The sequence below is a fragment of the Mesorhizobium sp. M1C.F.Ca.ET.210.01.1.1 genome, from assembly GCF_004791585.1.
GTDB lineage: Bacteria > Pseudomonadota > Alphaproteobacteria > Rhizobiales > Rhizobiaceae > Mesorhizobium.
This window is the reverse complement of the sequence record NZ_SRUU01000006.1, coordinates 199,206-213,204: the sequence shown is the minus strand read 5'-3', so window position 1 is coordinate 213,204 and position 13,999 is coordinate 199,206. Positions and strand designations below refer to the sequence as shown.

Genomic DNA, 13,999 nt, shown 5'->3' with positions numbered 1-13,999 from the left:
CACCTTGCTGCGAGGTTTGGCCAGGGCCGACCCGACGGTCGGCATCAGGCTAGATCAGGTTGATTTCGACATCGATGTGGCCGCGTGTGGCCTTCGAATAGGGACAGGTCTGATGGGCTGCATCGACGACCGCTCGCGCGACGCTGCGGTCGACACCTGGCAGGCTCACGCTGAGACGCGCGCCGAGGAAATAGGCGCCTTCGTCGACGTTGAGGTCCACCTCCGCCTCGATTGCCGATCCGGCGGGCAGCGCGACGTTCATCTTGCGGGCGGCGATCGCCATCGCGCCCTCGAAGCAGGCCGACCAGCCCGCGGCAAACAGCTGCTCGGGATTGGTGCCGCTGCCCGGGCCTCCGGGTGGCGAGAGCCGGATGTCCAGCCTCCCGTCGGAGCTGCGGGATGCTCCATCGCGACCACCGGTGGTGCGGACTTTCCCGGTGTAAAGTCGTTTTGTTTGTGCGGGCATGATCACTCTCCGTTGGTCGATGGAAGGCTGTGCTGCTTCGACACATAGAGAGAGGTCGCCCTGCTGGCCCGTTATGCGTTATGAGGAGCTGTTAGTGCTCGCCAGCAGCAGCAAGTCTCGCCGCAGATCGTCACTCGGCGCGAATCTGTCCTGAGGGAAAGCCCTTCTGCGAGCCGGGATCCTCCTCAATCAGGCGAAGGATGACTCCATGATACGATCGGAGCCGCGACAAGCGACATGATTTCGTTTGGTCCCTTCACTCTGGTTGCGAACGAACGGCTCCTTCTGCGCCAGGGCGTGCCGGTTGATCTCGGTGCACGCGCCTTCGACATCCTGGCGACTTTGGCTGCCCGCCCAAACGAGGTCGTCAGCAAGAAGGATCTGCTGGCTCATGTCTGGCCCGATGTCACCGTGGAGGAGGGTAGCCTGCGATTTCACATGGCCAACCTGCGAAAAGCGCTGGGCGACGGCCAGGACGGCGCGCGCTACATCGCAACCCTGGCCGGACGAGGCTACTGCTTTGTGGCGCCGATCTCGCGATCGGGCGGTCGGAAAGACGTGCAAAGGGAGGTCGCCGACAGCTATCCGCACGCCAATCTGCCAAACCGGCTCGTCCGCATGGTGGGGAGGGCCGATGATGCCGTCGCGCTTTCGACCCAGCTCATTGCCACGCGCTTCGTCACAATCGTTGGCACGGGCGGGGTCGGCAAAACCACTGTTGCTGTGGCGGTGGGGCATGATCTGATCGAGGTCTTCGCCGGCGCCGTGCATTTCGTCGATCTGGGCGCGCTCAGCGATCCAAACCTGGTTGCAGCGACAGTGGCCTCGACGCTTGGGCTGTCACCGCAGTCCGACGACGCCGTCTCCGAGTTGATCGCCTATCTCGCGGGGCGGCGGATCCTCCTGGTCCTCGATACCTGCGAGCATGTCATCGATGCGGCCGCAGAGCTGGCAACCCGCATCTTCGCCACGACGCCGCAGACCCACATCCTCGCGACGAGCCGCGAGCCGCTTCTTGTCGAAGGGGAGCACGTCTACAAGCTGCCGCCGCTGGCATACCCACCGGACGATCCAGAGCTCACGGTATCCGTTGCGCAGCACTTCCCTGCGACCCAGCTGTTCGTGGAACGCGCCGCGGCCAGCGGCGCGCGCCTCGATCTCGATGACGCGGATGCCAAGGTCGTGGCCAACATGTGCCGGAAGCTTGACGGCGTGCCACTCGCGATCGAGCTGGCGGCCGGACGGGTTGCAAGCTACGGCCTTCGCAAGACCGCGGCCCTTCTCGACGAAAGGCTGACCCTGCTGTGGCCGGGGCAGCGCACCGCCCCGCCGCGCCAGAAGACCCTCCAGGCCACTTTGGACTGGAGCTTCGGGCTTCTGTCCGAGTTCGAGCGTCTGGTGCTTCGCCGGCTTGCGGTGTTCGTCGGCCACTTTTCGATTGAGGCCGCCCTGGCGATCGTGACGAGCCCTGCTGTCGACGAGACTTTGGTGTTTGGCGCCATTGACAGCCTCGTGGCCAAGTCGATGGTCGCGGCAAGACCGGCCGGCGCAACGATGCGCTATCGGCTGCTCGATACCACGCGGGCCTGTGCCCTCCAGCTCGACGTCCACGATGCCGAGCTCAAGGAACTGGCCGCCCGCCACGCCACCTACTACCTGCGATGGCTTGAGGAGACCGGAACTGAATGGCCAACCTTGTCGAGTGCGGCACAGCGGGCTCTTCACCTCGCCGGCCTTGCAAATGTGCGGGCGGCCTTGGAATGGTGCTTCGGGCCCGGCAGGAACACCCAGCTCGGCATCCGGCTTGCCACTGCCGCAGCTCCGGTCTTGCTGTCGATGTCCTTGCTCACCGAATGCCACCGCTGGGCTGCCCAGGCAATTCTTGCTCTGGACGACAGCACGCATGGGGGGCCCGACGAGATGCGTCTTCAGGCGGCCTCGGGTGTGTCCCTGATGTTCACGCGCGGAGGCCAGGACGCGGCGCGTGTGGCCTTGAAGAGAAGCCTCGCCATTGCCGAGGAGCGGGGCAACGCGCTCGATCAGCTCCAGGTTTTGGGTCCACTGCAGATGTTCCACCTCCGCACGGGAGGGTTCAGGACGGCGCTCAACTATGCGCAGCGCTGTTCCGCCATCGCTGGCACCCTCGAAGACTCCGTTTCCACGACATTGGCGCATTCGTTGATGGGGATTTCGCTCCATCTGAGCGGAGAGCATGGCCGTGCGCGGACCGCGCTCGAGGAGGCGTTGCGGTACGGGCCTCGTTCCGACCGGACCACGACGAACTATCTCGGCTTCGATGGCAGAATTCTCGCCGGCGCGATCCTGGCGAGGACGCTCTGGCTGCAAGGCCATCCCGATCGGGCCGTCGAGCGCGCGCTGCTGACCGTCAGGGACGCGGAAGCCTTGGACCACCCCCTGACGCTCTCCATCGCCCTGGTCTGGGCCATCTCCGTATTCGTTTGGGTCGGCGACATCGACCGCGCGGAGGAGCACCTGAATCGTCTCTTCTCCTGTGCCGAGCTGCACGCTCTCAGGCCTTACCTCGCCGTGGGGCAAGGCGTCCAAGGCGAACTCGCTATTCGTAGAGGCGATGCGGAAAGCGGGGTTCGTGGCTTGCAAGGCGCTCTGCAGAACCTTCACGCAGCCCCGTACGAACTGCTTACAACGCCGCTCAGTATCGCGCTCGTTCAGGGTCTCGCCGCGACAGGCCGGTCCGCCGAAGCCCTTGCAACGATCGACGAGACAATCCGGTCGGTCGAGACAAATGGGGATCTTTGCTACATGCCGGAGTTGCTGCGCGTAAAGGGAAACCTTGTTCGCGCAGCGAAGCCCGGTGCCGATGACGAAGCGGAATCGTATCTTGGGCGGTCGCTTGAGACGAGCCGTGATCACGGCGCGCGCGGTTGGGAGCTGCGCGCCGCGAGCGACCTGGCTGCCCTTCTCGCCGCCCGCGGCCAATACGACAGCGCCCGAGCTTTGCTCCAACCGCTGGCCGAGCGCTTCGCGGAGGGCTTGGATACGGCCGATCTGAAGTCTGCCGGACGGCTGCTGGCGACGCTGCGCTAATTCCAGGAAAAGCGTGTAACGGTTTTCCGTCCGGAATTGCGTAAGAACAAATGCGCTAGAGGTGGCATTCTGGATCATTCGGTCTTCCTGCGATCCAGAATGCCATTTCGCTCAATGCCACACGAGTTACACTCCCGCGGCTTCCATTACACTTGGCGCTTCGGTCTTCCTCGCGCTTGCGGTGTCGGAGCTGGTTAGATCCAGCACCATGCGACCGTCGATCTTGCCCGCCTTGAGCCTGGCGAAGATCGCATTGATGTCGCCCAACGGCGCCTTGGTGATCTCGGCCTTCACCTTGCCCTCGGCCGCGAAGGCGATGGCCTCGTCGAGATCGCGTCGCGTGCCGACAATCGACCCGCGCAGTGTGATGCGCTTCAGCACCCACGTCGAAGATCGGGGTCGGGAATTCTCCCGGCGGCAGGCCAACAAGGGCGACAGTGCCCTTGCGGCGCACCATGCGCAGCGCCTGCGAGAAGGCAGGCGGCGAGACGGCCGTCACCAGAACGCCATGCGCGCCGCCGCCGGTCGCCTTGAGCACATCGCCCACCGCGTCTGGCGAACGGGCGTCGATGATCACCTCCGCTCCGGTCGCGCGCGCCAGCGCGAGCTTGTCCGCCGCAATGTCGACAGCCGCGACCTTGAAGCCCATTGCCTTGGCGTACTGGATCGCCACATGGCCGAGACCGCCGATACCGGAGATCACAACCCACTCACCCGGGCGCGCGTCGGTCTCCTTCAGGCCCTTGCAGGTCGTCACGCCCGCGCACAGGATCGGAGCCATCTGCGCGAAATCGACGCCGGCCGGAAGACGCGCGGCGAAGGCCGCCGAGGCGATGACATATTCGGCGAAGCCGCCGTTGCAGCTGTAGCCCGTATTGTGTTGGTGCTCGCACAGCGTTTCCCAGCCGGTCTCGCAATATTCGCAACGCAGGCATGCGTCATGCAGCCAGGCAACGCCGACGGGATCGCCTTCCTTGAAATCGGCCACGTCGGGGCCGAGCGCGGCCACGACGCCCACCACCTCATGGCCAGGGATGAAAGGCAGCGCCGGCTTCACTGGCCAGTCGCCCTCGGCCGCGTGCGGATCCGTGTGACACACGCCGCAGGCGATCACCTTGACAAGCAGTTCGCCGAATCCCGGCGCGGGCACCGGCACGTCCTCAATTGCGAGCGGCTTGCCGAAATTGCGCACCACCGCGGCCTTCATCGTCTTTGCCATCGTCTGCTCCTTTGTGAATGCCGCAAAGGTAGGTCCATGGGGCTGGCATGCCTTGATCGAGGTCAAGGCATGCATCGTTCGCTCGTCAGGGACACTCCAGATGGCGGCCGGCCGTGTCGACGAACTGCCGGACCAGGCTGTCGCCGGGCTTCAAATGACCTGCGGTGCCGCCCGCTCCGGCAGGAGCAGCCGACGTTCGAACTCCCACAGCAGGATCGGACACGCCAGAAGCGTGGCCAAGCCAAGGCCGAGGGCTGCGCCGGCGCTGCCTGTCCACAGCGCAAACTTGCCGCCGAGCCAGGGAGCGACGAGCATCGTGGCGTAGTACACCGTGTAGAAAAGGCCCATTCCAACCGCCCGCGTCGACGGTGTCAGGGCGCGTGTCGGCAAGCTCATGATCGCCCCGGCCGGCAGGCCGCAGACCAGGCCGAGAGCAACCAGGGTGGGCAGCGTCTCGGAACCGCGCCACAGCGCGAGAACCAATGCCGCGAAGGCGAGGCAGCCGGCCACCAGCATCGCATTGCGGCTCCCTGTGCGATCCGCGAGGTAGCCCCCGATTGGAACGGACAGCGCGGCGAGCCACAGCACGATGCTGACCGCGGAGCCGGCAGCGGCGGTTGACCAGCCGCGTTCGACCAGCATGGACGGCGCGAAACTGAAGATCATGGCGAAGCCGACATTGTAGAAAGCCCATATCGAGCCTGCCAGCAGCACGGCCCAGGCGGCTGGCTTCGCCAGTCGCGAGGTTTCGGCCGAAACCGGAGCGGCGGTCTGGTCGGGCCGCTGGTAGAAAAACCCGACCAATGCCAGCGCCGCGGCGATGAGTGCCATCACCGCGATCTGCGTCCCGGCCGTGCCGAATTCCGCTTGGATCAGCGGCAGCACGATAAGCGTGAGGGCAATGCCCAACGGCCATGAGTTGATAAAGATCGCCATTGCCGTGGCGATCTGCCGGCCGGCGAACCGGTCGACGACCATCTTGGTCATCAACACGTTCAGCAGGACGCCGCCCACGCCGGAGATCAGCCTGCCGGTGATCTGCATGCTCCACGAAGACGAGGCGCACAGCAGGATTTCCCCCGCCAGCATCAGCGCCAGGCCTGCGAGCACGACCGCCTTGTCGCCGAAGTGCTTGCCGATCGCGCCGCCGGGAAGCGCGAGCGCAACGCCCGGCGCGAAGTAGAGGCCGATGAGCACGCCGATATCGGCGAGGTTGGCGTTCAGGTCCTTGCCTAGTTCCGGCGCAATGGCCGCGATGCTCTGGAACTGCACCGCCATCGCCGCCCGGGCAACAAAGAGCACTGCAAGGATCGTCCAGCGACTGTGCACGGTTCCCTCACGGAATTGGAATTATCCAGGCAAGATATTCTGGTTCAATCGGAAGAAATTGGTCGGATCGTATTGCTTCTTGATAGCAGCGAGGCGCGCATAGTTTCCGCCATAGGCGTCACGCACCCGCTCCTCACCCTCCTCGCCGAGATTGTTGGCATAAACACCGCCGGTGGAGAACGGCCTGACCGCATTCCACAGGTCGCGTGCCCAGCGGATATTTGCCTCGTCATCGACCGGATCGTCCCAGATAGCGATCGGGAAGCAGTCAAGGGCCGCATCGCGATTGGCATAGGGCGAGTGCGACGCGGGAACCCGAGCGATCGCTCCACCGACCTGTTGGAAAGCCAGCAGGGACGAGTGATTGGGAGCCCTCGCGTAGCTGTCGAGCAGCGCGTCGATCGCACCATCGCTGATCTCGCGCAGGAACTGGGCTTTCCAATAGTAGCGACGTCCGCGTGGAAAGAGGCAATCACCCGCCGATTGAATCTGGAGATACGGAACGGCTTGAAGGCGGCTTTCGATGGGGTATCCGAATTTCATCAGCGGTGCGATGACGGGTTCGCCCGCTTCGGGTGCCCCGACATAGCAGGCCGAGATGCTGAAGGCACGGTCGCCCGAGGGCAGTGTGACGAGCGCGGCGTCGACGCTCACCTCGTCCGGGGCGTCGCGGGAAAATTCGTCGTAAAACCGCATGGCCTCGCGCGCATGGTCGTAGGCGTGAAGCACCGAGCCCACGAGAAGCGCCGGGGCGAGCGGGTGCAACCGGTATTCGAACGCCGTCACGATGCCGAAATTGCCGCCGCCGCCGCGCAAGGCCCAGAACAGATCGGGATGCTCACTGGCGCTTGTTCGCAACAGCTGTCCGTCGGCCGTGACAATTTCAGCCGCGATCAGATTGTCACAGCTCAGACCATGCTTTCGCCCGAGCTTGCCGAAGCCTCCACCAAGCGTGAGGCCGGCAATGCCGGTGTCGCTGTTGACGCCCATGGTGGTCGCAAGACCGTGGGCCTGTGTGGCTGCGTCGAACTCGCCGAGAGTCAGACCGGCTTCGGCCCTGGCGATGCGGCGTTCGGGATCGACTGCGATCCTCTTCATGCGGGAGAGATCGATCACCAGCCCATCGTCGCAGACCGACAGGCCGGCGACATTGTGGCCGCCGCTGCGAACTGCCACGAGACAGCCTCGTGACCTGGCATAGGTCACGGCATGGACGACGTCATCGGGATTGGCGCAAAAGACAATCGCTGCAGGGCGTTTGTCGATCGCCCCGTTCCAGACGCTGCGCGCCTGGTCGTAGGCCGCGTCCGTCGGCATTACCAGCTCGCCCCGCAAGCCTTGCCGCAACTGCCCTATCGCCCCACTCACCGAATGGGGTCGGCCCGATAGCACATCGGTCTGTCGTGGACTCTCCATCGTTGTCACCCCGCGGCTCCAACAGGGCTAGGGTCTCACAGGGCCCAACCTTCTGCAAAAGCGAAATTCTTCGCTACTGGATGAGCAAAATTCATCTACACTGCCAGCATGAGGAACCGCCCGCCGCTCCGCGCTCTGCAGGCCTTCGAGACAGCTGCCCGGCACGGCAGCTTCAAGGCAGCAGCGGCCGAGCTCGGCGTGACGCCGACAGCGATCAGCCACCAGGTCCGTTCGTTGGAAGAGATATGCGGTGTGAAGCTGTTCCAGCGCCGGCCCCGCCCGCTCGTGCTGACGAGTGCGGGAGCGCGGCTGTTTCCGATCGTGCGCAACGGCTTTGATCTTCTCGCCGGCTCCCTTGCCGCGGTCGCCGAGCCGGACTTTCAGGCGCCATTGCGGGTGACAAGCCCCAACGCTTTCGCAAGCCGATGGCTGGTGCCCCGGCTGCCGAAATGGCGAGAAGCCAACCCTACCGTGCCACTGGAGATCATCGGGACGGACGCGGTGCTCGACCTGCGCGCCGGGGCCGCGGATGTGGCGATCCGCTACACACGTCGCCCGCCTTTGGGCCTTGCAGCGCAAGAGCTGTGGCGCGATGCCTTTTTTCCTGTTTGCAGTCCCCGATTGTTGGCAAGTGATGGGCGGCCGATTGAGCGTGCCGCCGATCTCCTGCGCTATCCGTTGATCCATTTTGATTGGATGAACCGGGATCCGGACGCGCCCACCTGGCGCCGATGGCTGGCGACGGCCCGTTCGATCGATCCGGAGCTGATCCCGGACAAGGCCTGGGATTTGAGCTTTCGCGAGGAACTGCACGCGATCGACGCGGTTGTCGCCGGGCAGGGCATTGCGATCTTAAGTGACGTCGTGGTCGGTCGCGAGCTGGAGAACGGCACGCTCGTCAAGGCGCATCCATTGTCCCTGCCGGGCTACAGTTTCTACGTCGTCTGGATGCACCACAATCCGCGATCCGCGGTGATGGAATCTTTCCTGACGTGGATGAGAACCGTCATATGAGGCTCTCGAACCCGGCTGCGCGGGGGCGGATTCGGCTGGACGCGGGAAGCGATACTCTCTGCCGCCACCGCATCCCTGCAGAATAGATGGTCAGCGGCATCATTTATCCTACTTGAATTCAAACAGCTCAATCAGGTTGCCCGAAGGATCTTTCAGAAGCCTGGCTCGACCGGCCCCCGCCTCACTGACTGCTCCCTTAAATTCGGCCCCACCGGCGTTCAACCGGCTGATGAGACCGTCCAAGTCCTTTGTAATAATCATGAACCGGCTCCATCCACCTGGCTCCGGATCGCCGCCGGCGGTTCCTCCGCTGCCTGCTCCCGGGGCGCTCAGATAGAGCGTCAGATCTCCACGGTTGAGCGCTGCGAACTTGCCGGGATTGTGCATGTTCACCAAGAACTCGAGTTTGTCGCGATAGAATTCGACCGATCTGTCTATGTCCGTCACAATGTATCTGATGGATGCCATGCGCGCGCTCCTTCGTTCACCGGACAGGTTGATGTGCCAACGCACGAATTTGCGTGGCGTTCCGCCGCGGCGTTTCGAGTGGCGGCCTCGGCGCCCCCGGAGGGCGTCGAGGCGAGTGGCGCCATTGGATGCACGATGGAGGTCGCGTCGGCGGTAGCGGCGTACCCTCCATCTATTCCCAACTATCGAGCATTATCGCGCCCCCGTAGCGGGTACGAGATCGACGCTGTTGACATATATTCATTATAGATATATGTAATCCGCATATTAGATTCGAGACTCGGCGATGAACGAGACCGATTTCCTCAGCCAATACGACCCCGGCGCCTTCCAGCGTCCGTCGGTGACGGTCGATCTGGTCCTTCTGGGCTTGCGCGAAAACCGGCCGTCGGTTCTGCTTGTCAGGCGCGCCCAGCACCCTCATGCGGGCCGCTGGGCGCTGCCGGGCGGCTTCGTCGGCATCGACGAATCCCTTGAAGCGGCCGCCGCGCGCGTGCTGCGCGAGAAGGCCGGCATGGACGAGGCGCATCTCGAACAGCTCTACACTTTCGGCGCCGTCGACCGCGACCCGCGCATGCGCATCATCAGCGTCGCCTATCTGGCGCTGCTCACCGAGCAGGCTTTCGACGCTGCCCTTCGCGCAATGCCGGCGCTGCTGCCGGCCGCGATCCATGTGCCCTGGGCCGGAGAGGCCGGCGGGCCGGTTGACGTGCTCTCACCGGAGAACGAGACGCTGACGCTCGCCTTCGACCATGCCGAAATCCTGGCGATGGCGATGCTCAGGCTCCGTGGCAAGCTCGATTATTCCGATGTCGCCTTCGCGCTGCTGCCCGACCTCTTCACGCTGCGCCAGCTGCAGGACGTGCACGAGGCCGTTCTCGGCACAGCGCTCAACAAGCCGGCCTTCCGCCGGCGCCAGCTCGACAAGGGCTGGCTGGCGGCGACCGGCGCCTATGAATCGGGCACTGCCTTTCGCCCGGCCGAGCTCTATCGCTTTCGCCGTCACATGGCAGATTGAGGGAGAAACCATCATGGCCACCATCCGCAGTTTCGGCTTCGTTGCCCAGCTTCGCAGCGAGGCAAGCAGCCACGTCATTCGCTACCGCAACGGCCGGGCGATCGAGAGCGGCCTCGGCCTGGTGTTCTGGTTCGTGCCCGAAACCGCCAGCATTGCCGAACTGCCGATGGACGACCGCGAGATGACACTGTTCGTCAAGGGCCGCAGCCAGGATTTCCAGACCGTTGCCGTGCAGGGCACGATCGGCTGGCATGTGGTCGATCCCGCACAGCTCGCCGAGCGGGTCGACTTCAGCATCGATCTCCGGAACGGCAAGTTGCGCGGCGAGCCGATCGAAAAGATCCAGGCGCGCATCGCCGGCATCGCCAACCAGGCGGTGCAGCAATATCTCGGCCAGGCGCCGGTGCGGGCGCTGCTCGACGCCGGCCCGGCGCCCCTGCGCGAGCGGTTGCAGGCAGTGGTCGCGGCGGATCCCGCGCTGACCGACATCGGCGTCGCCGCCGTTGCCGTGCGTCTCACCAACCTGACGCCGACCAGCGAGCTCGAGCGGGCATTGCAGACGCCGACCTTCGAGGCCTTGCAACAGAAGGCCGACGAGGCGACCTTCCAGCGCCGCGCTTTGGCTGTCGAGAAGGAGCGGGCGATCGCCGAGAACGAGCTGGCGAACAAGACCGAACTGGCACGGCGCGAGAAGCTGCTTATCGCCGAGGAAGCCGAGAACGCCCGCAACCGCGCCACGGGCGCGGCCGAAGCGCAGCAGATCGAAGCCGGCGCCGAGGCCGAGCGGATTCGCACAATCGAAGGCGCGAAGGCCGAGACAGAACGGCAGCATATCGCCATCTACCGCGACCTGCCCCCCGCTATCCTGCTCGGCCTTGCAGCGCAGCAGCTCGCCGGCAAGCTCGACAAGATCGAGCACGTCAACGTCACGCCCGACCTGCTTGCCACCATGCTCGGTGAGTTCCGCAAGGGTCCTGCGGTGATCGAGGCGCGCTGAGGGAACGGACATGGCCGCAAACCGTCCACGCGCGGTCTTCGTGACCCGCGAGACCGAATACGAGCTTCTGATCGCACATCACGCGACGTGCGGTCAGGCCCGTTTCTTCCTCGAGACGCGCGGCCAGCGGCTCCAGGATGTCGAGGCTCGGCACGAACGTTTCCACGCGGTGCTCCGCACCGCCCGCGCCGCGGTGCCGGCCGACTGGCGGCAGACCCTGGTGACGCGTGCCGACCTCAACCGCTTCCTGTTCGCGCCCGACGACGTCGTTGTCGCCGTCGGGCAGGACGGACTGGTGGCCAACGTCGCCAAATATCTCAATGGCCAGCCGGTGCTGGGTGTCAATCCGGCGCCGGACCTCTATGACGGTGTGCTGGTGCGGATCGGCGTCGACCGGCTGGCCAGGCTGCTTGTCGCCAGCATCGCCGGCGAGGCCGGGATGGAAGCGCGCACCATGGTCCAGGCGGAACTCGACGGCGGCGAGATACTTCTCGCGCTCAACGAGATCTTCGTTGGCCATCGCAGCCACCAGTCGGCCCGCTACAAGATCGAAGTGGAAGGCAAGACAGAGGACCATTCCTCCAGCGGCCTCATCGTTGCCTCCGGCACCGGCGCGACCGGCTGGGCGCGCTCGATCATGGAGGCGACGCATCTGGAACTGTCGCTCGGCTGCGAAGAGCATGCGGTCGGTTTTTGGGTGCGCGAGCCTTTTCCGAGCATTGCCACGGCCACAAAATTGCGCGCCGGCAAGATCACGGAAAACCCGCTCTTCATCACCTCGCGCATGAATGAGGGCGGCGTGATCTTCGCCGACGGCATCGAGCAGGATTTCATCGCCTTCGACTGGGGCAGGCAGGCGCAACTGTCGCCGGCGTCACGCGCGCTGCGGCTGGTTGTCGATCAGTAGGCGGGACGGCCGATCGCCACTCACCCTTTGGAAGCGCCGGCCTTCCCATTCGCCCCGTCGAGCAGCGCGATCAATCCCTTCAGGATTTCGATCGGCGGCGGCGGGCAGCCCGGGATATGCAGGTCTACGGGCACCACCTCCGACACGCCGCCGACCACGGCATAGCTGCCGGCGAAGCAGCCGCCGTCCTTGGCGCAGCCGCCGAGAGCGACCACCCATTTCGGGTTGGGGGTCGCGTCCCAGGTCCGCTTCAGCGCCTCGCGCATGTTCTTGGTGACCGGCCCGGTGACCATCAGCACGTCGGCGTGGCGCGGCGAGGCGACGAAACGGAAGCCGAAGCGCTCGATGTCGTAGAAGGCGTTGTTGAGCGCATGCATCTCGAGCTCGCAGCCATTGCAGGAACCGGCGTCGATCGCCCGGATCGATAGGCTCCGGCCCAGTCTCTTGCGGGCGATGCCGTCGAGGGCCCGCGCCAGCTCGTCCACCGCCGCGTCGCTCGATCGCGGCGGGCGCTCGGTCAGCGGCGGGCGGATCAGGCTTTCGAAGAGGAGCTTGCGCATGACGGCAGGCCTTCAGAGATCATGGCCGGAATAGGAGCAGTTGAACGATTTGTTGCAGAGCGGGAAGTCGGCGACGATGTTGCCTTCGATCGCCGCTTCCAGGAGCGGCCACTGGAACCATGACGGATCGCGCAGGTGGCAGCGCTCGATCGTGCCGTCCGCGCCGAGGCGCAGCCAGGCCAGGATGTCGCCGCGAAACCCCTCGGCCAGCGCCATGCCCTCGCGCGGCCCGTCCGCGGCATTGTCCGCCGCGGCGACCTCGGCGCGGATCGGGCCGGCGGGCAGCCGCCCGAGAATCTGGTCGACGAGCGACAGGCTCTGCTCGACCTCGCGCACGCGGATCCAGACGCGGGCGTTGACGTCGCCCTCCTGCAGCACCGGCACATCGAAGGCGAGCTGGTCGTAGGGCGCGTAGCCCGGTGTGCGCCGCGCATCGAAATCGCGGCCGGAGGCGCGGCCAACATAGCCGCCGGCGGCATATTGCCTGGCGAGCTCGACCTTGACCCGACCGGTGGCGACGGTCCGGTCCTGCAGCGATGCTGTGTTGTCGTAGAGCTCGACCAGATGCGGAAAGCGCTGCCTGATCTCCGCGACAAGCGACCGGATGGAGCCGGTCCCCGTCTCGTTCAGATCGCTTGCCGCGCCGCCGGGCACGATGCGGTCGCGCATCAGGCGATGGCCGAAAGCCGCATCGGCGGCGCGCAACACGCGTTCGCGCAGCACGCCGCAATGCGCATGCATGATCGCAAAGGCGGCGTCGTTGCAGATGGCGCCGATATCGCCGAGGTGATTGGCCAGGCGCTCCAGCTCGGCCATCAGCGCCCGCAGCCATATTGCGCGCGGCGGCGGCGTGACGCCGAGCGCCGCTTCCACGGCGCGGGCAAAGGCAAGCGAATAGGCGACCGTGCTGTCGCCGGATGTCCTGCCCGCCAGCCTGGCGGCCTGCTCGACCGGCGCGCCGGCCATCAGGCCTTCGATGCCCTTGTGCACATAGCCCAGCCGCTCCTCCAGCCGCACCACCGTCTCGCCGCTGGCCGTGAAGCGGAAATGGCCCGGCTCGATGATGCCGGCATGCACCGGCCCGACCGGGATCTGGTGCAGGCTCTCGCCCTCGGCCGGGAGGAACCGGTAGGAGGACGCAGCCGCCGGCCCGCCGGGCCGCGCCGCCAGCGGGTGGCTCACGCCCCATCGGCCGTGGTCGAGCCAGCGGCGGGTGTCGGGGAGGCCCTGCGGCGCGAGCCCGAAGAGATCGGCAGCGGCGCGTTCCAGCCGCAAGGCCGGCGGATGATGCTGGCCGACCGACGGGTAGCGGCCGCCGCGGCAGTCGAGGCTGATGACGCCGATGTCGCGCGCCTCGTCAAGAAGCGTCATGTGCACTCTGTCCGGCTCGCCCCAAAGGCCGACCAGGCTCCAGCGGCCATAGGCGAGCTGCTCGACGGCAAGGCTCCAGGCCTTGGGGCTCACCAGCGCGCGCGGCCAGGGGGCGTGATGCTCGATCCGGCGGCCGGCGTCGATGAGATCGCTGAGGACGGGCATGGT

11 protein-coding genes and 1 pseudogene are annotated in these 13,999 nt (G+C 65.6%); 5 read left to right on the top strand and 7 right to left on the bottom strand.

Annotation, left to right across the window (positions count from 1 at the left end):
- Nucleotides 1-49: 49 nt before the first annotated feature.
- Nucleotides 50-466, bottom strand: a complete 417-nt coding sequence (locus EN853_RS09465; protein WP_127859361.1) for an organic hydroperoxide resistance protein — start codon at nt 464-466, stop codon at nt 50-52.
- A gap of 237 nt (nt 467-703) precedes the next feature.
- On the opposite strand from EN853_RS09465, the gene EN853_RS09460 reads away from it, so the two are divergent.
- The gene (locus EN853_RS09460; RefSeq protein WP_127859362.1) at nt 704-3,532 is read left to right on the top strand and encodes a winged helix-turn-helix domain-containing protein; all 2,829 of its coding nucleotides are present in this window, start codon (nt 704-706) and stop codon (nt 3,530-3,532) included.
- Nucleotides 3,533-3,658: 126 nt separating this feature from the next.
- Here EN853_RS09460 and adhP read toward each other — a convergent pair.
- The 3 genes and pseudogenes from adhP to EN853_RS09445 all read right to left on the bottom strand — a co-directional run bounded on the left by adhP (nt 3,659) and on the right by EN853_RS09445 (nt 7,397).
- Nucleotides 3,659-4,751 (bottom strand): annotated as a pseudogene (gene adhP, locus EN853_RS09455) (alcohol dehydrogenase AdhP).
- Nucleotides 4,752-4,901: 150 nt separating this feature from the next.
- Nucleotides 4,902-6,053 (bottom strand): MFS transporter, encoded by a 1,152-nt coding sequence (locus EN853_RS09450; protein ID WP_281061499.1) that lies wholly within the window; start codon nt 6,051-6,053, stop codon nt 4,902-4,904.
- Between the two features lie 48 nt (nt 6,054-6,101).
- Nucleotides 6,102-7,397, bottom strand: coding sequence for an FAD-binding oxidoreductase (locus EN853_RS09445; RefSeq protein ID WP_245516881.1), 1,296 nt, complete (start codon nt 7,395-7,397; stop codon nt 6,102-6,104).
- Nucleotides 7,398-7,604: 207 nt separating this feature from the next.
- Here EN853_RS09445 and EN853_RS09440 point away from each other — a divergent pair, with 207 nt between their 5' ends.
- Entirely contained in the window at nt 7,605-8,510 is a 906-nt protein-coding gene (locus tag EN853_RS09440) for a LysR substrate-binding domain-containing protein (protein WP_127859364.1), read from the top strand.
- 108 nt (nt 8,511-8,618) lie between these two features.
- Here the strand turns inward: EN853_RS09440 and EN853_RS09435 are convergent, their stop codons facing one another.
- Nucleotides 8,619-8,978 (bottom strand): VOC family protein, encoded by a 360-nt coding sequence (locus EN853_RS09435; RefSeq protein WP_127859365.1) that lies wholly within the window; start codon nt 8,976-8,978, stop codon nt 8,619-8,621.
- Nucleotides 8,979-9,264: 286 nt separating this feature from the next.
- Between EN853_RS09435 and EN853_RS09430 the strand changes: the two genes are divergently transcribed.
- The 3 genes from EN853_RS09430 to EN853_RS09420 are packed head-to-tail and all read left to right on the top strand — an operon-like array spanning nt 9,265 to nt 11,900.
- A complete protein-coding gene (locus tag EN853_RS09430; protein ID WP_127859366.1) occupies nt 9,265-9,996 on the top strand; it encodes an NUDIX domain-containing protein in 732 nt (243 codons plus the stop codon).
- Nucleotides 9,997-10,009: 13 nt separating this feature from the next.
- Entirely contained in the window at nt 10,010-10,993 is a 984-nt protein-coding gene (locus EN853_RS09425; RefSeq protein ID WP_127859367.1) for an SPFH domain-containing protein, read from the top strand.
- A gap of 10 nt (nt 10,994-11,003) precedes the next feature.
- Nucleotides 11,004-11,900 carry an NAD(+)/NADH kinase gene (locus EN853_RS09420; protein WP_127859368.1) on the top strand — a complete coding sequence of 299 codons (897 nt, stop codon included), beginning with the start codon at nt 11,004-11,006 and terminating at the stop codon, nt 11,898-11,900.
- Nucleotides 11,901-11,920: 20 nt separating this feature from the next.
- On the opposite strand, the gene nuoB is transcribed toward EN853_RS09420, so the two are convergent.
- The gene (gene nuoB / locus EN853_RS09415) at nt 11,921-12,460 is read right to left on the bottom strand and encodes an NADH-quinone oxidoreductase subunit NuoB (protein ID WP_127859369.1); all 540 of its coding nucleotides are present in this window, start codon (nt 12,458-12,460) and stop codon (nt 11,921-11,923) included.
- 12 nt (nt 12,461-12,472) lie between these two features.
- Complete coding sequence (locus EN853_RS09410) at nt 12,473-13,996, bottom strand: NADH-quinone oxidoreductase subunit C (protein WP_127859546.1); 1,524 nt, start codon at nt 13,994-13,996, stop codon at nt 12,473-12,475.
- Nucleotides 13,997-13,999: the final 3 nt, after the last annotated feature.

Coding starts and splice junctions, on each gene's coding strand:
- EN853_RS09440 (WP_127859364.1), top strand. CDS start 7,605: ATGAGGAACCGCCCGCCGCTCCGCGCTCTGCAGGCCTTCGAGACAGCT.
- EN853_RS09465 (WP_127859361.1), bottom strand. CDS start 466: ATGCCCGCACAAACAAAACGACTTTACACCGGGAAAGTCCGCACCACC.
- EN853_RS09410 (WP_127859546.1), bottom strand. CDS start 13,996: ATGCCCGTCCTCAGCGATCTCATCGACGCCGGCCGCCGGATCGAGCAT.
- EN853_RS09435 (WP_127859365.1), bottom strand. CDS start 8,978: ATGGCATCCATCAGATACATTGTGACGGACATAGACAGATCGGTCGAA.
- EN853_RS09425 (WP_127859367.1), top strand. CDS start 10,010: ATGGCCACCATCCGCAGTTTCGGCTTCGTTGCCCAGCTTCGCAGCGAG.
- EN853_RS09420 (WP_127859368.1), top strand. CDS start 11,004: ATGGCCGCAAACCGTCCACGCGCGGTCTTCGTGACCCGCGAGACCGAA.
- nuoB (WP_127859369.1), bottom strand. CDS start 12,460: ATGCGCAAGCTCCTCTTCGAAAGCCTGATCCGCCCGCCGCTGACCGAG.
- EN853_RS09445 (WP_245516881.1), bottom strand. CDS start 7,397: ATGCCGACGGACGCGGCCTACGACCAGGCGCGCAGCGTCTGGAACGGG.
- EN853_RS09460 (WP_127859362.1), top strand. CDS start 704: ATGATTTCGTTTGGTCCCTTCACTCTGGTTGCGAACGAACGGCTCCTT.
- EN853_RS09430 (WP_127859366.1), top strand. CDS start 9,265: ATGAACGAGACCGATTTCCTCAGCCAATACGACCCCGGCGCCTTCCAG.